The following is a 17658-nucleotide window of genomic DNA, read 5'->3' on the forward strand; positions in this document are numbered from 1 at the left end:
CCGGCGTCTCGTTCCACGGGTTCCGCGAGGGCTGCGGCGCGGTCACGCCGAGCCCGGCCCCCTGGCCTCCGTCAGGTCGATCAGGCGGCAGACCGTCTCGATGTCGATCTTGACCTGGGCGATGGACGCGCGGCCCGACAGCCAGGTGATGAGCGCGGAGTGCCAGGTGTGCTCGATGACGCGGACCGCGGAGAGCTGCTCGGGCGTGGGATCGTCCAGCCCCATCGCGTCCAGGATGATCACCGTCGTCTGGCGGGACACCTGGTCGACCTCCGGGCTGACGCTGCGGTCCGCGAAGGTCAGCGCCCGGACCATCGCGTCCGCGAGGTGCGGCTCCCGCTGGAGCGCCCGGAAGGCCCGCATCAGCGTCTCCGCGACGCGCTCGGCCGCGGTGTCCCCGGCCGGCGGCTTCTTGCGGAGGGTCCCGTGCATGTGCTCCAGCTGATCCTGCATCGTGGCGACCAGCAGGTGGACCTTGGAGGGGAAGTACCGGTAGAGCGTGCCGAGCGCGACCTGCGAGGACTCCGCGACCTCGCGCATCTGCACCGCGTCGAAACCGCCCCGGCTGGCCAGCTGGGCGCTCGCGTGCAGGATGCGCCGACGGCGCGCCTCCTGCCGCTCCGTGAGTGGGGGCGAGGCGGGCTGCGCGGCGGCGCGCGGGTTCGCGGGCCGCGCGAGGTCCCGCGCGGTGGTGGCTTCCGCCTTGGCTTCCGCAGGCATAAGTCCCGTTCCGTGACATTCAGCGAGGGGGAGCGAGGAGTCAGCATGGCAGGGCACCGGACATTCCCCAAGCGCCCGGTCCCGCCCCAACACGGCGGCCGCCTGCGCGAGTCGGCCGACCGGGCCACTCCGCCGTGGCGTGAATCACCTGATCCACCGCTCACGCCGGTCCTACCTGCCGGTAGATTCAATGCTCCTTGAACGATCAAGTCTGAAACTTGTTCTAGATTAGCGTCCCGGCGTAATCTCGCGGGACAGTGCAGGGAGAAGGGGGCCGGGAGTGACCGCTGAGGCCATGGAGGCGGGTCCCCAGGAGGACCCTGCCGCCGACGGCGGCCGAGCCCTGCGCATCGCGCTCCTCACGTACAAGGGGAACCCGTTCTGCGGCGGCCAGGGCGTGTACGTGCGGCACCTCTCGCGGGAGCTCGCCCGGCTCGGCCACCGCGTCGAGGTCATAGGCTCGCAGCCCTACCCCGTGCTCGACGAGGGCGAGGACCTGCGCGGACTCTCCCTCACCGAGCTGCCCAGCCTGGACCTCTACCGCCAGCCCGACCCCTTCCGCACCCCGGGCCGCGGCGAGTACCGCGACTGGATCGACGCCCTCGAGGTCGGCACGATGTGGACCGGCGGCTTTCCCGAGCCGCTGACCTTCTCGCTGCGCGCCCGGCGCCATCTGCGCGCCCGCCGCGGCGACTTCGACGTCGTGCACGACAACCAGACCCTCGGCTACGGGCTGCTGGGTGACGTCGGCGCCCCGCTGGTGACCACCATCCACCACCCCATCACCGTGGACCGCGGGCTGGACCTGGACGCCGCCCAGGGCTGGCGCCGCCGCGCCTCCGTGCGCCGCTGGTACGCGTTCACGCGCATGCAGAAGCGCGTCGCGCGCCGGCTGCCGTCCGTGCTCACCGTCTCCGGCACCTCGCGCCAGGAGATCGTCGACCACCTCGGCGTACGCGACGACCGCATCCACGTCGTCCACATCGGCGCCGACACCGACCTCTTCTCGCCCGACCCCGCGGTGCCGCAGGTGCCCGGACGGATCGTCACGACGTCCAGCGCCGACGTCCCGCTCAAGGGTCTCGTCTTCCTCGTCGAGGCGCTCGCCAAGGTGCGCGCCGAGCACCCCGGCGCCCACCTCGTCGTCGTCGGCCGCCGTGCCGAGGACGGCCCCGTCGCCCAGGCCATCGAGCGGTACGGCCTCGCCGGCTCCGTCGAGTTCGTCAAGGGCATCTCGGACGCCGAACTCGTCGACCTCGTACGGTCGGCCGAAGTCGCCTGTGTGCCCTCCCTGTACGAGGGGTTCTCCCTCCCCGCGGCCGAGGCCATGGCGACGGGCACGCCGCTCGTCGCGACGACCGGCGGGGCGATCCCCGAGGTCGCGGGCCCCGACGGCGAGACCTGCCTCGCGGTGCCGCCCGGCGACGCCGGCGCCCTGGCCGCCGCCCTGAGCCGGGTGCTGGGCGACCCCGCCCTGCGCGTCCGGCTCGGCCTGGCCGGCCGGGAGCGGGTGCTGCGGCACTACACCTGGGCCCGCGCCGCCGAAGGCACCGTCGCCCGCTACCGCGAGGCGATCGCCGACGCGGCGGGCGCGGCCCCGGGCCGCAGGACCGCCGCCGCACCCGCCGCGGGCGCCGCCTCCGCGCCCTCCGTTGACACCCTCGATCGCGAAAGCAGGGCCACGTGCTGACCGTCGACTTCTCCCGGTTCCCGCTCGCCCCGGGCGACCGCGTACTGGACCTCGGCTGCGGGGCAGGCCGGCACGCGTTCGAGTGCTACCGGCGCGGCGCCCGGGTCGTGGCGCTGGACCAGAACGCCGAGGAGATCCGCGAGGTCGCCAAGTGGTTCGCGGCGATGAAGGAGGCCGGCGAGGCCCCGGCGGGCGCGACCGCGACGGCCATGGAGGGCGACGCCCTCGCGCTGCCCTTCCCCGACGAGTCCTTCGACGTCGTGATCATCTCCGAGGTCATGGAGCACATCCCCGACGACAAGGGCGTCCTCGCGGAGATGGTCCGGGTACTGAAGCCGGGCGGGCGCATCGCGATCACCGTCCCGCGCTACGGCCCCGAGAAGGTCTGCTGGACGCTGTCCGACGCCTACCACGAGGTCGAGGGCGGCCACATCCGCATCTACCGCGCGGACGAACTGCTCGCCAGGATCAGGGAAGCCGGCCTCCGCCCGTACGGCACCCACCACGCGCACGCGCTGCACTCGCCGTACTGGTGGCTGAAGTGCGCGTTCGGCGTCGACAACGACAAGGCGCTGCCGGTGCGGGCGTACCACAAGCTGCTGGTCTGGGACATCATGAAGAAACCGCTGGCCACCCGGGTCGCCGAGCAGGCGCTGAACCCGCTGATCGGCAAGAGCTTCGTGGCGTACGCGACCAAGCCCCACCTGCCCGTCGGCAGCGCCGCGGTGGACGCTTCGTGACGACGCCCCGGACAGAGCACCTCGTCCTGCCCGGGGTCCTCACCGCGGAGGAGGCCGCCGCCACGGTGCGCGGGATCCTCGCGGTGCAGCGCCCGGACGGTGCCATCCCGTGGTTCCGCGGCCACCACCTGGACCCGTGGGACCACACCGAGGCGGCGATGGCCCTCGACGCGGCCGGGGAGCACGAGGCGGCCGAGCGCGCCTACGAGTGGCTCGCCAGGCACCAGAACCCCGACGGCTCCTGGTACGCGGCGTACGCCGACGGGAACCACGACGAGGTCACCGACCGCGGCCGCGAGACGAACTTCTGCGCGTACATCGCCGTCGGTGTCTGGCACCACTACCTGGCCACCGGCGACGACACGTTCCTGGACCGGATGTGGCCCGCGGTCTACGCGGCCGTGGAGTACGTGCTGCGGCTCCAGCAGCCCGGCGGGCAGATCGGCTGGAAGCGCGAGGACGACGGCACACCGGTCGAGGACGCCCTGCTGACCGGGAGTTCGTCGATCCACCACGCGCTGCGCTGCGCGCTGGCCGTCGCCGAACAGCGCGAAGAGCCCCAGCCCGACTGGGAGTTGGCGGTCGGCGCGCTGCGGCACGCGATCCGCAGGCACCCCGAGCGGTTCCTCGACAAGGGCCGCTACTCGATGGACTGGTACTACCCGGTGCTCGGCGGCGCGCTGGCCGGCGCCGAGGCCAAGTCCCGTATCGAGGAGGGCTGGGACCGCTTCGTCGTGCCCGGCTTCGGCGTGCGCTGCGTGGTCCCCAACCCGTGGGTGACCGGCGGCGAGTCGGCCGAACTGGCCCTGGCGCTGTGGATCGTGGGGGAGTCCGACCGCGCCCTGGAGATCCTCCAGTCCATCCAGCACCTGCGCGATCCGAAGACCGGGCTGTACTGGACGGGTTACGTCTTCGAGGACGGCGCCATCTGGCCCGAGGAGCTGACGAGCTGGACGGCCGGCTCCGTGCTCCTCGCGGTGGCCGCGCTCGGCGGCGACGAGCCGACCTGCGCGGTCTTCAGCGGCGAACGCCTCCCGTCAGGACTGGACCCGGACTGCTGCCGATAGGCCCGCGGGGCCTGCCGGTGGGCCTACGGCGTACGGACGCCCGAAGGCCGGCCCGGGACGGCTGTGCGCCGTTCCCGGGCCGGCCTCGGTCACCGGCCGGAAAGCCGGTCAGTGCCGGTTGAGACGGTTGGCGATCGCGTGCCCGATGAACAGGTACACGACGGCCGCCAGGCCGTAGCCCGCGACCACACGGGCCCAGGCCTCGTCGAAGGTGAACAGGTCACGCGACCAGCCTGCCAGCCAGGCTGCCGCGTCATGGATGAACTGCACCAGGTCGTTGGCGCGGTTCGCGTCCAGCAGGTACATCAGGATCCAGAGACCGAGGATGACGGCCATGATGTCCGCGACGATCGCGATGACCGTCCCCGCCTGGTTGGAACCGTTGCGATATCGAGGGGACATGACCAACAGATGGCCCCGAATCCCTGTTTGAAACCTGGAACGGATCGGGTCCGTTACCCGAACGGATTTCCCCGGCTGGCGCAGTCGCCGGAGCGGGGTGAGGCTGCCGGAAGAGCCGTGCACTCCCGGGCCCCGGGAGCCGTTCACCCGGAGGATCCCGTGCCTGTATCCCTGCGCCGCCTGCTCCTGGCGCTCACCCTCACCTGCGCCCTGCTCGCCGGCACGACCGCGTGCGGCGGCGGTGACGGCGACTCCGCCGCCACGGCGACCCCCAGCCCCACCGGCTCCGCGGAGAAGCAGAAGTTCGCCAAGACGCGTTTCGTGGCGAACGCCGGACTCGCGGCCGGGGCCACCTACCAGTGGATCGTGAAGCCCTGGCGGGCCGGCAAGTTCAAGAAGGGCGCCGACGGCCGCAGGACCGCGCTCATCAAGGCGGGCCTGGCGGGGGCCTTCACGTACAACCGGCTCAGCGCTGCCCGCAAGAACGCCGAGGGCGACCCCACGCTCGCCAAGGCCATCGCCCCGCTCACCGCGGGCATCGACACGCTCAAGGACCTGCCCGCCAAACTGCGCAAGGGCGACTCGGCGGACGCGGCGGCCGGCTCCTTCGACGACATCATCAACAAGGTGAAGGACGCCGGGAAGAGCGCGGGAGCCGAGGTGAAGGACAAGGTGCCGTCGACGTCCGAGCTGTCGGGCGGCTGAGTTCCGGTGCCCCAGGGCCTGTCTGACAATTCCCGTCGTCGCCCGGGAGGCAGACGGAAATTGTCAGACAGGCCCTAGGAGTTGAGCTCCGCGAGCACCCGCAGCGTGTGCGGGTCCGGCGTCAGCAGCAGCAGGTCCGTCACCGGCCCCTCGCGCCACAACTCCAGCCGCTCGGCGATGCGTCCACGCGGGCCGACGAGGGAGATCTCGTCGGCGAAGGCGTCCGGGACGGCCCGTACCGCCTCCTCGCGGCGCCCGGCGAGGAACAGCTCCTGGATCCGGCGGGCCTCCTCGGCGAAGCCCATCCGGGCCATCAGATCGGCGTGGAAGTTGCGGGCCGCGTGCCCCATGCCGCCGATGTAGAAGCCGAGCATCGCCTTGACGGGCAGCAGTCCCTCGGCGACGTCGTCGCAGACCGCCGCACGGGCCATGGGCGCGACCATGAAGCCGTCGGGCGCCTCCGTGAGCGCGGCCTCGTACACCTGCGTGCGCAGCGGCGACCAGTACAGCGGCAGCCAGCCGTCCGCGATCCGGGCCGTCTGCGCGATGTTCTTCGGCCCCTCGGCGCCCAGCAGGACGGGCAGTCGGGCCCGCAGGGGGTGCGTGATCGGTTTCAGCGCCCTGCCCAGACCCGTGCCGTCCGGCCCCCGGTAGGGCAGGGCGTGGAAGCGGCCGTCGAGGGCAACGGGGGCCTCGCGTCCGAGTACCTGGCGTACGACGTCGACGTACTCGCGGGTCGCGGTGAGCGGCGACTTCGGGAACGGGCGCCCGTACCAGCCCTCGACGACCTGCGGGCCCGACAGCCCGAGGCCGAGCAGCACGCGCCCGCCGGAGAGGTGGTCCAGGGTCAGGGCGTGCATCGCGGTCGTGGTGGGGGAACGGGCGGCCATCTGGGCGACGGCCGTGCCGAGGCGGATGCGGGAGGTGCGGGCGGCGATCCAGGTGAGCGGGGTGAACGCGTCGGAACCCCAGGACTCGGCGGTCCACACGGAGTCGTACCCGAGCCGCTCCGCCTCCCGCGCCAGCGACAGGTGGTCCGCCGAGGGGCAGCGCCCCCAGTAGCCGAGTGCGAGACCGAGCCGCATGTCCCCTCCAGGTCCGGACCGTCGCTGGGCCAGCCTCGCTGACGCTCCGTCAGAAAGTGTTCGGAGGGCGACTGTACGACAACGGCCCCCCGCCCGGAAGGGCGGGGGGCCGTGCGTCGGCGGGTGTCAGCCGCGCTGGATGCCCGTCGTGTCCTGCAGGACACCGCGACGGCCGTCCTGCGTCTGCGCGACCAGGCTCGGACCGCGCTGCTCGACGGCCAGGTACCAGGTGCCCGGCGCCAGCTCGGCGATCGGCGTCGGCGAACCGTCCTCCGCGTACAGCGGACGCGCCACCGGGACCGCGAACCAGAACGGCGAGAAGTCCCCGCCGGACTGCTGCGCGGCCGGAGCCTGCGGTGCCTGCGGCTGACCGGCCTGCGGCTGCCCGCCGTACGGCTGCGGCTGGGGCTGCTGCGGCTGGCCGCCGTAGGGCTGGCCGGGGACCTGCTGGGCGCCCGGGTAGCCGTAACCACCCTGCGGCTGACCGCCGTAGGGCTGCGGGGCCGCGGGGCGCGGGGCACCCACGAGGGCGGCGCGGAGCGCGGGCACGAGGGGCGTGGCGATCGCGGCGGCGGCCAGGACCAGGGCGGCGATCAGCCCGAGGATGAGCCCGGCGCCGCTGTCGGCGGCCGAGTCGAACTGGTCGAACACGCCGAGCGGGTCGATGATCGTCCAGAACGCGGTCCACGCGGCGAAGAGCGTCAGGGCCACCCCGAGCTGGCCGAGGTCGAGACCGATGACCTTGCGCTGCTGCGGGAGCCCCCGGGCGAGGACGATCAGTGCCGCACCGACGATACCGCCGACGTACATGCTCATCACGAGGCCCAGGTTGTCCCAGGCGTTGGGGGCGTCACTGCCGGAGCCGTCGAACGTGTCGAGGAACGACGCGACGAAGAGCAGTACCGCTGCTCCGATCACCACGCCGTCGCCTCTAGTGAGGGAGCGGATATTCACTTCAGGTCCTTCGTAGTCGTCTCGTCGTCATCGGTGGAGGCATCGCTGTCACCAGGTCGCCGTCAGGCAGGGTGCGGAGCGCGGGGGTGGCCCCTCATCGTAGGGACGACACTATCGCCCGTCCGATCAGGGTGTCCGCCGGGACCGCTGTGCCGATCCCTACCCGTGCAGGAAACTCACGATTCCCTCAGAGATCCCCCGTGCCGCCTTCTGTCGCCAGGTCCCACTGGTCAGCAGTGCCGCGTCCTTGCTATCGCGCATGTTGCCGCACTCGATGAACACCTTGGGAACTGTTGACAGATTGAGACCGCCGAGATCCTCGCGCGTGACGAGTCCGGTGCCGCCGCCGACGTAGTTGGAGGGCGCGCTGCCGGTGACGCGCACGAAGTTGCCCGCGATGCGCTCGCCCAGATCACGCGAGGAGGCGACGATCGGACGGGTGTCGGCGGCACCCGCGTGCACCGTCGCGGGGAGGATCACGTGGAAGCCGCGGTTGCCGGTCGCCGAGCCGTCCGCGTGGACGGACACCACCGCGTCGGCGTGCGCCTTGTTGCCGATCCGGGCCCGTTCGTTGACACAGGGTCCCCACGGCCGGTCGCCGTCCTGGGTCAACTCGACCGTGGCGCCCTGTTTTTGGAGCAGCGTGCGCATCCGGCGCGCCACGTCGAGCGTGAACTCGGCTTCCGTGTAACCCGCGTTGGTCGACGTACCGGTGGTGTCGCACTCCTTGCGGTTCGTGCCGATGTCCACCTGGCGGCTGATCTCGGCCGGGTGCCGGAAGTTGCCGGAGTTGTGGCCCGGGTCGATGACGACGACCTTGCCCTTGAGGGGACCGGACGCGGCGGGCCGCGACGCGGAGTCGGACGGCGTGGACGGTGTGCCCGACGCGTCGTCCCCGTGCTGCTTCCCGTCGTCCTTCCCGGACGCGGTGGGCGGTTGGGGCGCCGCGGACATGGAGGCCGCGGCCGAGGATGTCGCGGGGCCCGCCCCGCCGGATCCGTCACCGTCCCCCGTGTCGCCAACCGCCTGCCACACCAGCCAGCCGGCCAGCGCGCCGGGCACCAGCGCGGCGACGGCGACGGTCAGGGGGCCGCGCCGGGAACGGCGCGGTCGGGAGGGCTCGAAGTCAGGACCTGCGTACGACACGTCAGCGACTCTAACCGCGGCCTCAGATCCCGGTGCCCGTTCGCCGCAGGACGCGCAGTGAGCCGGTCGCCGAGACCTCGGTGAAGGCGCCGGACTCCAGCGCCCTGAGGTAGACGCGGTACGGGGCCTGACCGGTGAACTCGTCGGCGGGGTCCGGGAACACGTCGTGGATGACCAGCAGGCCGCCGTCGGCCACGTGGGGCGCCCAGCCCTCGTAGTCGCCATTCGCGTGCTCGTCGGTGTGGCCGCCGTCGACGAAGACGAGACCGAGGGGTGTCCGCCAGAAGGCGGCGATCTGCGGCGAGCGGCCGACCACCGCCACGACGTGGTCCTCGAGACCTGCCCGGTGGAGCGTGCGCCGGAACGCCGGCAGGGTGTCCATCCGGCCGATCTCGGGGTCGACCGTCTCCGGATCGTGGTACTCCCAGCCCGGCTGCTGCTCCTCGCTGCCCCGGTGGTGGTCGACGGTGACCGCGGTGACCCCGGCCTCGCGTGCCGCGTCCGCGAGCAGGATCGTGGAGCGGCCGCAGTAGGTGCCCACCTCCAGGAGCGGCAGCCCCAGCCGGCCGGCCTCGACGGCCGCCGCGTGGAGCGCGAGCCCCTCGCCGGCGGGCATGAACCCCTTCGCGGCCTCGAAAGCGGCAAGGATCTCCGGCTTGGGTGCCGCGGGCATGGGGGTCCTCCGTCGTGTACGAACCTGAGCGCCCCATGGTGCCCCACGCCCGGTACCTGCCCGTAGGCGCCCCGCCCCCGGACGCACCTCACCCCCGCCGCTCGCACGACGGGGGTGAGGGAGTACGGACCGGTCAGGCCGGGACACCCGCGTTCTCGCCCGGCAGGGCGAGGTCGACCTCGACCGGACGGGCGTCGCCGGGGTGCGTCGCGGAGGAGGCGAGCGGACCGTGGCCCGCGGCCTTCGCGGCCAGGACGTACGCGCCCTCGGCCGGCACGGCCAGCGCGTAGCTGCCGTCCCCGGCGGTGAGCGTCGCGCCCGCCTGCCGCCCGCGGCGGTCGATCAGGGTCACCCTGGCCCGGCTCACCGGCACCCCGGCGGTGTCCAGGACCCGGCCGCGGAAGCCCCCGAGCACCTCGTGGGCCCGCTCCAGAGCCGCGTCCTCCTCGCTGCTGGCGCGCAGCTGCGGCTTGGCCGCCCGGCGCTGCCCGGGCAGGAAGAGCGCCATCAGCAGACCGACGGCCACGGCACCCGTCGCGATCAGGAACGACACCCGGAAGCCGTGCAGGGTCGGGACCGCGACGCCTCCGACGTGGTTCGCCGTGTTGGCGAGCACCATGCCGATGACGGCGCTCGACACCGACGTGCCGATGGACCGCATCAGGGTGTTGAGACCGTTGGCCGCGCCGGTCTCCGAGGCGGGCACGGAGCCGATGATCAGCGCGGGGAGCGAGGAGTACGCGAGGCCGATGCCGGCGCCGAGGACCACCGAGACGACGATCGTCTGCCAGGCGGCGCTCATCAGGCCGAGTCCTGCGCCGTACCCGATCGCGATGATCAGCATGCCGATGATCAGCGTGACCTTGGGACCGTACTTCGCCGAGAGGCGGGCGTAGACGGGGGCGGTGAACATCATCGTCAGGCCGAGCGGCGCCACGCACAGGCCCGCGACGACCATCGACTGGCCGAGGCCGTAACCGGTGGACTTCGGCAGCTGGAGGAGCTGCGGCAGGACCAGCGAGACGGCGTAGAAGGCGACACCGACCATGATCGAGGCCAGGTTGGTGAAGAGCACCGGGCGGCGGGCGGTGGTGCGCAGGTCCACGAGCGGAGCCTTGACGCGCAGCTCCATCACGCCCCACAGGACGAGGACCACGGCCGCCGCGCCGAACAGGCCGAGCGTGGTGCCGGAGGTCCAGCCCCAGTCGCTGCCCTTGGTGATCGGCAGCAGGAAGAGGACCAGGCCGGCGGAGAGGCCGAGGGCGCCGAGCACGTCGAAGGTGCCCGGGGCGCGCATCGGGGACTCCGGTACGACGGCCAGGGTCAGGACGATCGAGGCGACGCCGAGGCCGGCGGAGAGGAAGAAGAGGGCGTGCCAGTCGGCGTGCTGGGCGACCAGGGCCGCGAGCGGCAGCGCGAGTCCGCCGCCGACGCCGATCGAGGAGCTCATCAGGGCCATCGCCGAGCCGAGCTTCTCGCGGGGCAGCTCGTCGCGCATCAGGCCGATGCCGAGCGGGATCGCGCCCATCGCGAAGCCCTGGAGGGCGCGGCCCGCGATCATCACCAGCAGGTCGCTGGTGAAACCGCAGACCAGCGAGCCGACCACCATCACGGCGAGGCTGGTGAGGAGCATGCGCCGCTTGCCGAACAGGTCGCCGAGGCGGCCCATGATCGGGGTGGCCACCGCGCCCGCGAGCAGGGTCGACGTCAGCACCCAGGTGGCGTTGCTGGGTGCGGTGCCGAGCAGCTCGGGCAGGTCCTTGATGACCGGGACGAGCAGGGTCTGCATCACCGCGACAACGATGCCCGCGAAGGCCAGTACCGGCACGATCGCGCCGCTCGGCCTCCGGGTGGGCTCTTCGGTCGTCGTGTGGGTCATTGCGTGGGGCCTCCAGGCCGGAAGGAAGAAAGGGGAGCCAGTGATCCGCGCGGGATACGTGCAGGGTGAACCCCGTGCGCCCGGGCAACTATTCCGATGCTTCGGCGCACTAACGAATCCTTGACTTCCCCATGGGGATCTGACCTGTCGTCAGAATGGAACCTGTTCTAGTCTGGCGCGGTCTCGGGCCGCCGGAGCCGTGCGTCACGGCCCCGGGCCCCGGGCCTTCCCAGTGACGGAGAGGGACCACATGAAGGCGTACGTCGTCGGGGTGGGGATGACGAGGTTCGAGAAGCCCGAGACCCGGGAGTGGCAGTACTGGGACATGGCGCGGGAGGCGGGCGAGGCCGCCCTCGCGGACGCCCGGATCGCGTACGAGGACGTGCGGCAGGTCGCCGTGGGGTACTGCTTCCAGGCCTCGACGGCCGGCCAGCGTGCCGCCTACGAGCTGGGCCTGACCGGCGTGCCCGTCTACAACGTGAACAACAACTGCGCGACCGGCTCGACCGCGCTGATGCTGGCCCGGCAGTTCGTCGAGGGCGGCAGCGCGGACTGCGTCCTGGCGCTCGGCTTCGAGAAGATGCGGCGGGGAGCACTCGGCGGCGGCTCCGACGGCGGCGACTTCGCCACCTCGCCGGTCGCCCGCCACTACGGGATCATGGCCGCCCGGCACGGTTTCGAGGCGAGCCCGCCCACCGCGCAGATCTTCGGCGACGCGGCCCGCGAGCACATGGAGAAGTACGGCACCACCGAGGCGCAGCTCGCGGCCGTCGGCGCCAAGAACCACCGGCACTCGGCGGACAACCCGTACGCCCAGTTCCAGGACGTGTACACGGTCGACGAGGTGCTCGCCGCGCGGACCGTCCACCGGCCGCTCACCAAGCTCCAGTCCTCGCCGACCTCGGACGGCGCGGCCGCGGCGGTCGTCGTCTCCGAACGCTTCGCCGAGCGGCGCGGGCTCGGCGGGCAGGCCGTCGAGATCGTCGCGCAGGCGATGACCACGGACACGGAGGAGTCCTTCGCCTCCGGCTCGTGCATCGACGTCGTCGGGCAGCCGATGTCGCGGGCGGCGGCCCGCCGGGTCTACGAGCGCTCCGGGCTCGGCATCGAGGACGTGGACGTCGTGGAACTGCACGACTGCTTCTCCGTCAACGAACTCCTGACCTACGAGGCGCTCGGCATGTGCGGACCGGGGGAGTCCGGCCCGCTCGTGGAGTCCGGGGCGACGACGTACGGCGGGCGCTGGGTGGTGAATCCGTCCGGGGGACTGATCTCGAAGGGGCATCCGCTCGGCGCGACGGGCATCGCCCAGGTGACGGAACTGACCTGGCAGCTGCGGGGACAGGCGGGCGCCCGGCAGGTGCCCCGCGCGCGGGTCGGGCTCGCCCACAACATCGGACTCGGCGGGGCCGCGGTGGTCACACTGCTGCGGGCGGCGGGCTGAGCGGGCGGCGGCACGCTCCTGGCCGGCCCGTACGAATGCCCCGCCGGCCCGTCCGTGAGGCCTAGGGCCTGTCGTTTGGATCAGGCCGGCTGTGACCGACGGTTCGTCCTGACCGACCCGAGCGGGGTCTGGCGCGTGCAGCTGCAAGGCGGAGGAGGGAGTCGACGCGGAGCGTCGGCGACCGACGACAACGCCGCAGATGTGCGCGCCAGCCCCCGCGACGCCGGCCTGATCCAAACGACAGGCCCTAGGTCCCAGGACCGAGCCGGGCGTGCAGCGAAATCCCGATGCAAGGGGCGTAACCCGGTTGAGAGCATGACACCCATGCTCCGAACCGCCGCAGACACGCGTACCGTCCCCCGTCCCGTTCAGCCGCTGTGGGCGGTGGTCGCGCTCGCGTGTGCCGGGCAGTTCCTCGTCGTCCTCGACGTGTCCGTCGTCAACGTGGCGCTGCCCTCCATGCGGGCCGACCTGGGCCTGAGCGCACCGGGACTGCAATGGGTGATCAACGCGTACGCGATCGCCTTCGCCGGCTTCATGCTGCTCGGCGGCCGGGCCGGCGACCTGTACGGGCGCAAGCGGATGTTCCTCGTCGGGCTCGCCCTGTTCACACTCGCCTCGCTGGCGGGCGGGCTCGCGCACGAGGACTGGGAGCTGCTGGCCGCGCGGGCGGTGCAGGGGCTCGGGGCCGCCGTACTGGCCCCCTCGACGCTGACCATCGTCACCTCGGCCGTCCCGGAGGGGGCGGCACGCGCGCGTGCCATAGCGACCTGGACCGCGGTCGGCGCCGGGGGCGGCGCGGCGGGCGGACTCGTCGGCGGGCTCCTGGTGGACGGCCTGTCGTGGCGCTGGGTACTGCTGATCAACGTGCCGGTCGGGGCCGTGGTCCTCGCCGGGGCCGGCCGCTGGCTCGTCGAGAGCCGGGCCGGTGACCGGCGCCGGCTCGACCTGCCGGGCGCGCTGCTGGTGACGGCGGGCCTCGCGACGCTCGCGTACGGGATCGTGCAGACCGAGGCGCGGGGCTGGACGTCCGCCGCCACGCTCGTACCGCTGTGCGCCGGACTCGCGCTGACCGGTCTGTTCCTGGCCGTCGAGGCGCGGACGAGGGAACCGCTGATGCCGCTGAAGCTGTTCCGCGTGCGGGCGGTGTCCTCGGCCAACGCGGCGCTGTTCCTGTGCGGCTCCGCCATGTTCTGCATGTGGTTCTTCATGACGCTGTACGCGCAGAACGTGCTCGGCTACTCGCCGCTGGACGCCGGACTCGCGCTGGTGCCCAGCTCCCTCGCGGTGGTCCTCGGCTCGAAGCTGGCCCCCCGCCTCATGCGGGTGACCGGGGCACGCAACGTGGCGGTCCTCGGCGCCCTGGTGGCCGCGGCGGGCTTCGGATGGCAGTCGCGGATGACGGCGGACGGGCCGTACCTCACCGCCGTCCTGTTCCCCGGGATCCTGATGATGGCGGGCGCGGGCCTGTCCGCGACCCCGCTGGCCGCCCTCGCGACCTCGGGCGCGGCGCCGGGGGACGCCGGCCTCGTGTCGGGCCTGGTCAACACCTCGCGGACGATGGGCGGTTCGCTCGGCCTCGCCGTCATGTCGACGATAGCCGCGGCCCGTACGGCGGGCGACGGCTCGGCGCAGGCACTGACCGCCGGCTACGCCCTGGTGTTCCGCACGGGCGCCGCCGTCCTGCTCGCCGGCGCGGTCGTGATGCTGCTGTGGCTGCCGCGACGGCCGTCTCCGAGCTGAGGGCTCCCGCGGTCTTCGTCGGCCGGGGTGGGTCGCGGTCTTCGCCGGCCGGGGTGGGCCGGCGCCGGGCCGCCGGGTTCAGAGCCAGCCCTGGTGACGGGCCTCCCGAAGGGCCTCCGTCCGGTTGCGGGTGCCCGTCTTGCCGATGGCGGAGGAGAGGTAGTTGCGGACCGTCGACTCACAGAGGTGGAGGCGCCCGGCGATGTCCGCGACGGTGGCGCCGTCCACCGAGGCGTTGAGGACGTCGCACTCGCGGCCGGTGAGCGGACTGGGCCCGGCGCTCAGCGCGGCGGCGGCGAGCGCCGGATCGATCACTGTCTCCCCGGTCAGCACCCGGCGGATCGCGGCGGCGAGTTCCTCGACGGGCCCGTCCTTGACGAGGAAACCGGCGGCGCCCGCCTCCATGGCCCGCCGCAGATACCCGGGCCTGCCGAACGTGGTCAGGATCAGCACCCGGCAGTCGGGCGCCTGCGTCCGCAGCTCGGCCGCGGCGTCCAGCCCGCTCATCCCCGGCAGCTCGATGTCCAGCAGCGCCACGTCGGGCCGGTGCGTCAGGACGGCGTCGACGATCACGTCCCCGGTTCCCACCTGGGCCACGACGTCGAGGTCCGCCTCCATTCCGAGGAGCAGCGCGAGAGCGCCCCGCATCATGCCCTGGTCCTCGGCGAGCAGCACTCTGACGGACTTCGCGGGACGGTGATCCCGGGGCATCTCGTTCACGGGGTCAGGGTAGAGGTCCCGGCGGGCCCGAGCGTCCTCGGCGGACGGACCGAGCGGCGTCCCCCGCGGGCTCACCGGGAGACCGTGAGGGGCTGCGGCGTCCCGGCCGTCCCGGCGGGGAGTTCCGCCGTCACCAGGAAGCCGTCCCGCGGGCCCGGTCCCGCCTCCAGGAAGCCGCCCGCCGTCGCGAGGCGTTCGGTGAGCCCCTTCAGGCCCGTGCCGCCGACGCCTCGGGCCGGGGCCGTCAGGCCGGTGCCCGTGCCGTCGGCGCCCTGGGCCGAGGGCGCCCGGCCGGTGCCGGTGCCGGTCCCGTCGTCGGTGACCCGCAGGCGTATCCGCTCGGAGGTGCCCTCGACGGTGATCTCGCAGCGGGTCGCGTCGCTGTGGCGCAGGACGTTGGTGACCGCCTCGCGGACGACCCAGCCGAGCAGGGCCTCCGTCCGGGGGACGAGCGGGGGCCCCGACAGGCGGACCACCGCTTCCACGCCCGCCGCGGACAGGGCCGAGCGGGCCCGGTCCAGCTCCGTGGCCAGACTCCCCTCGCGGTAACCGGTGACCGCCTCACGGATCTCCGTGAGGGCCTGACGGCCGACCGACTCGATGTCGGTGACCTGGGAGAGGGCCGCGGCCAGATCACGCGGGGCCAGCCGCCGGGCCGCCTCCGACTTCACGACGATCACCGAGAGCGTGTGGCCCAGCAGGTCGTGCAGGTCGCGGGAGAAGCGGAGCCGTTCCTGCTCGACCGCGCGGCGGGCCAGCTCCTCCCTCGCGGACCGCAGTTCGCGGACCGTCTCGGCCAGCGAGAGGATCGCCGCCGTCACCATCGTCGACAGGAACGTGCCGTACGCGACGTTCACCGCGCTCCAGCCGTCCCGCAGCCCGGCGACCGTCCCCGCGACCGCGGTGAGGCCGAGCCCCGTCACCCCGAGCCCGCGGCCCCGCACGGTCGCCCCCGCGGCCAGCCCGAGCAGCGGGAAGAACAGCAGCCAGCTGCCGCCGTACCCGAGGGCGAGCGCGCAGGTGAGCACGCCCAGCAGCACGAGCGCGAGCCGGGTGGAGCGCGCCTCCCGCTTCTCCTTCACGAAGGCCCGGAACACCACGTAGATGTAGAGGGAGTTGAACGTCAGCAGGCCCGCTCCGCCGATCCACGGATTGGGCGTGTCGTCCTGGAAGAGGTGCGAGAAGGCGCCCAGGCCCATCAGCAGCCAGGGCAGCAGGGTGAACCCGCTGGCCGGTGGCCCGGCTTCGGGCAGTTGGACGCTCCCGCGCCCGCCGCGCGCGCCGGTTCCGGCCCGCTCCGCGCCGGCCGCCGGCTCCGCGCCCGGCCCGCAGGTGGTGCCTCGCATCCGGATCATGTTCCAGCCCCCCGTATCGGTGTCGTTTCCCCGACCGTACGCAGCCGGGGCGCGGGGCGGCAGATGCGCTTGTACGGAGTCCGCCGGGACAAATGTCACGGGTGCCGTTCGCGGCCGGTGCCCGGCGACGCGCGGCTGACGCACGGTCAGGAGCCTTCCCAACTGCTGGTCGCTCGGCTATACAGGGGGACGCCGGACTGGAACGCGTTCTAGAACGGGCGGGTTCCACGGCCCCGTGTCGACCTCGGTGCGGCCGACGGTGCGGACGGCCGCACCGAGGTCTTACGCGCTAGCGATCAGGAGCCCCATGCCCATTGACGCCGCCAAGGCCGTCGCCGCCGAACCCCGGACCGCCGAGATCGCCTGGGGCCACAAGGACGTCCAGCTCTACCACCTCGGCATCGGGGCGGGCGTCCCGGCGACGGACCCCGGCGAACTGCGCTACACCCTGGAGTCCCGGCTGCACGTCCTGCCCAGTTTCGCCACCGTCGCCGGCGCGGGCTCGCCGGGCGTGATCGGCGGTCTCTCCATGCCGGGCGTCGACGTCGACCTCGCGCAGGTCCTGCACGGCGGCCAGAGCGTCACACTGCACCGCCCCATCCCGGCCGAGGGCAGCGCGGTCGCCACCTCGCGGGTCGCCGCCGTGTACGACAAGGGCAAGGCCGCGGTCCTCGTCCTGCGCACCGAGGCCCGTGACGCCGGGGGACCGCTGTGGACGAACGACGCGCAGATCTTCGTACGGGGAGAGGGCGGGTTCGGTGGCGACCGGGGCCCTTCCACGCGCCCGGAAGCGCCCGAAGGGCCCCCGGACACGGTCGTCGAGCGCCCCGTCCGCGAGGACCAGGCCCTCCTCTACCGGCTCTCCGGCGACTGGAACCCGCTGCACGCCGACCCCGGGTTCGCGAAGCTCGCCGGGTTCGACCGCCCCATCCTGCACGGCCTGTGCACCTACGGGATGACGCTCAAGGCCGTCGTCGACACCGAACTCGGCGGTGCCGTGGCACGCGTCCGCTCCTACCGCACGCGTTTCGCCGGGGTCGTCTTCCCCGGTGAGACCCTGCGCATCCGTGTGTGGCGGCAGCAGGGCGGCGTCCGGGTGTCGGTGACCTCGGTCGAGCGGGACGACGCGCCCGTCCTCGCCGACACCGTCGTCGCGTACGACACCCCGGCCGGGCCGGACAGCGGCCCCGGCACCGGGACCGGCGCAGGCCGAGATCCGGCCGCCGGGCACGCCTGACCGCCGTACGCCCTTCCGGGCGCCGCCCCGCACACAGTTCCCCAGCTCCGTACCTCCGCAGCCAGTACCTCCCTATCTCCGTACCTCCGTGACGTTCC

At 73.0% G+C, this 17658-nt stretch carries 16 protein-coding genes; 7 read left to right on the top strand and 9 right to left on the bottom strand.

The window, feature by feature from the left end:
- Positions 1 to 42 precede the first annotated feature (42 nt).
- Entirely contained in the window at positions 43 to 720 is a 678-nt protein-coding gene (locus AC0ZLC_RS11375; RefSeq protein ID WP_476751790.1) for a TetR family transcriptional regulator, read from the bottom strand.
- 280 nt (positions 721 to 1000) lie between these two features.
- Here AC0ZLC_RS11375 and AC0ZLC_RS11380 point away from each other — a divergent pair, with 280 nt between their 5' ends.
- The 3 genes from AC0ZLC_RS11380 to AC0ZLC_RS11390 are packed head-to-tail and all read left to right on the top strand — an operon-like array spanning position 1001 to position 4217.
- The gene (locus tag AC0ZLC_RS11380; protein ID WP_476751791.1) at positions 1001 to 2410 is read left to right on the top strand and encodes a glycosyltransferase family 4 protein; all 1410 of its coding nucleotides are present in this window, start codon (positions 1001 to 1003) and stop codon (positions 2408 to 2410) included.
- Positions 2404 to 3150, top strand: coding sequence for a class I SAM-dependent methyltransferase (locus AC0ZLC_RS11385; protein ID WP_476751792.1), 747 nt, complete (start codon positions 2404 to 2406; stop codon positions 3148 to 3150). The genes AC0ZLC_RS11380 and AC0ZLC_RS11385 overlap by 7 nt, the downstream gene beginning before the upstream one ends.
- On the top strand, positions 3147 to 4217 hold the full coding sequence (locus AC0ZLC_RS11390; RefSeq protein WP_476751793.1) for a prenyltransferase/squalene oxidase repeat-containing protein: 1071 nt from the start codon (positions 3147 to 3149) through the stop codon (positions 4215 to 4217). Before AC0ZLC_RS11385 ends, AC0ZLC_RS11390 begins: the two co-directional genes overlap by 4 nt.
- 108 nt (positions 4218 to 4325) lie before the next feature.
- On the opposite strand, the gene AC0ZLC_RS11395 is transcribed toward AC0ZLC_RS11390, so the two are convergent.
- Positions 4326 to 4619, bottom strand: a complete 294-nt coding sequence (locus AC0ZLC_RS11395) for a hypothetical protein (protein ID WP_358855880.1) — start codon at positions 4617 to 4619, stop codon at positions 4326 to 4328.
- 159 nt (positions 4620 to 4778) lie between these two features.
- On the opposite strand from AC0ZLC_RS11395, the gene AC0ZLC_RS11400 reads away from it, so the two are divergent.
- Positions 4779 to 5324 carry a hypothetical protein gene (locus AC0ZLC_RS11400; RefSeq protein ID WP_476751794.1) on the top strand — a complete coding sequence of 182 codons (546 nt, stop codon included), beginning with the start codon at positions 4779 to 4781 and terminating at the stop codon, positions 5322 to 5324.
- Between the two features lie 74 nt (positions 5325 to 5398).
- Here AC0ZLC_RS11400 and AC0ZLC_RS11405 read toward each other — a convergent pair whose 3' ends face one another.
- The 5 genes from AC0ZLC_RS11405 to AC0ZLC_RS11425 all read right to left on the bottom strand — a co-directional run bounded on the left by AC0ZLC_RS11405 (position 5399) and on the right by AC0ZLC_RS11425 (position 11061).
- Positions 5399 to 6409, bottom strand: a complete 1011-nt coding sequence (locus tag AC0ZLC_RS11405; RefSeq protein WP_476751795.1) for an LLM class F420-dependent oxidoreductase — start codon at positions 6407 to 6409, stop codon at positions 5399 to 5401.
- A gap of 126 nt (positions 6410 to 6535) precedes the next feature.
- Complete coding sequence (locus AC0ZLC_RS11410; RefSeq protein ID WP_476751796.1) at positions 6536 to 7363, bottom strand: hypothetical protein; 828 nt, start codon at positions 7361 to 7363, stop codon at positions 6536 to 6538.
- Between the two features lie 159 nt (positions 7364 to 7522).
- Positions 7523 to 8509: an N-acetylmuramoyl-L-alanine amidase gene (locus AC0ZLC_RS11415; protein ID WP_476751797.1), complete on the bottom strand. Its 987-nt coding sequence runs from the start codon at positions 8507 to 8509 to the stop codon at positions 7523 to 7525.
- Positions 8510 to 8531: 22 nt separating this feature from the next.
- Positions 8532 to 9182, bottom strand: a complete 651-nt coding sequence (locus tag AC0ZLC_RS11420) for a class I SAM-dependent methyltransferase (protein ID WP_476751798.1) — start codon at positions 9180 to 9182, stop codon at positions 8532 to 8534.
- A gap of 133 nt (positions 9183 to 9315) precedes the next feature.
- Positions 9316 to 11061: an MFS transporter gene (locus tag AC0ZLC_RS11425; RefSeq protein WP_476751799.1), complete on the bottom strand. Its 1746-nt coding sequence runs from the start codon at positions 11059 to 11061 to the stop codon at positions 9316 to 9318.
- A 250-nt stretch (positions 11062 to 11311) separates the two neighbouring features.
- Between AC0ZLC_RS11425 and AC0ZLC_RS11430 the strand changes: the two genes are divergently transcribed.
- Entirely contained in the window at positions 11312 to 12505 is a 1194-nt protein-coding gene (locus AC0ZLC_RS11430) for a lipid-transfer protein (RefSeq protein WP_476751800.1), read from the top strand.
- A gap of 315 nt (positions 12506 to 12820) precedes the next feature.
- Positions 12821 to 14248 (top strand): MFS transporter, encoded by a 1428-nt coding sequence (locus AC0ZLC_RS11435; protein ID WP_476751801.1) that lies wholly within the window; start codon positions 12821 to 12823, stop codon positions 14246 to 14248.
- Positions 14249 to 14326: 78 nt separating this feature from the next.
- Here the strand turns inward: AC0ZLC_RS11435 and AC0ZLC_RS11440 are convergent, their stop codons facing one another.
- Both AC0ZLC_RS11440 and AC0ZLC_RS11445 read right to left on the bottom strand, forming a co-directional pair.
- The gene (locus tag AC0ZLC_RS11440) at positions 14327 to 14959 is read right to left on the bottom strand and encodes a response regulator (protein ID WP_476751927.1); all 633 of its coding nucleotides are present in this window, start codon (positions 14957 to 14959) and stop codon (positions 14327 to 14329) included.
- 80 nt (positions 14960 to 15039) lie between these two features.
- Positions 15040 to 16323, bottom strand: coding sequence for a sensor histidine kinase (locus tag AC0ZLC_RS11445; RefSeq protein ID WP_476751802.1), 1284 nt, complete (start codon positions 16321 to 16323; stop codon positions 15040 to 15042).
- Positions 16324 to 16630: 307 nt separating this feature from the next.
- On the opposite strand from AC0ZLC_RS11445, the gene AC0ZLC_RS11450 reads away from it, so the two are divergent.
- A complete protein-coding gene (locus AC0ZLC_RS11450) occupies positions 16631 to 17560 on the top strand; it encodes a MaoC/PaaZ C-terminal domain-containing protein (RefSeq protein WP_476751803.1) in 930 nt (309 codons plus the stop codon).
- Positions 17561 to 17658 lie beyond the last annotated feature (98 nt).

The sequence above is a fragment of the Streptomyces sp. GLSS-08 genome, assembly GCF_056387915.1.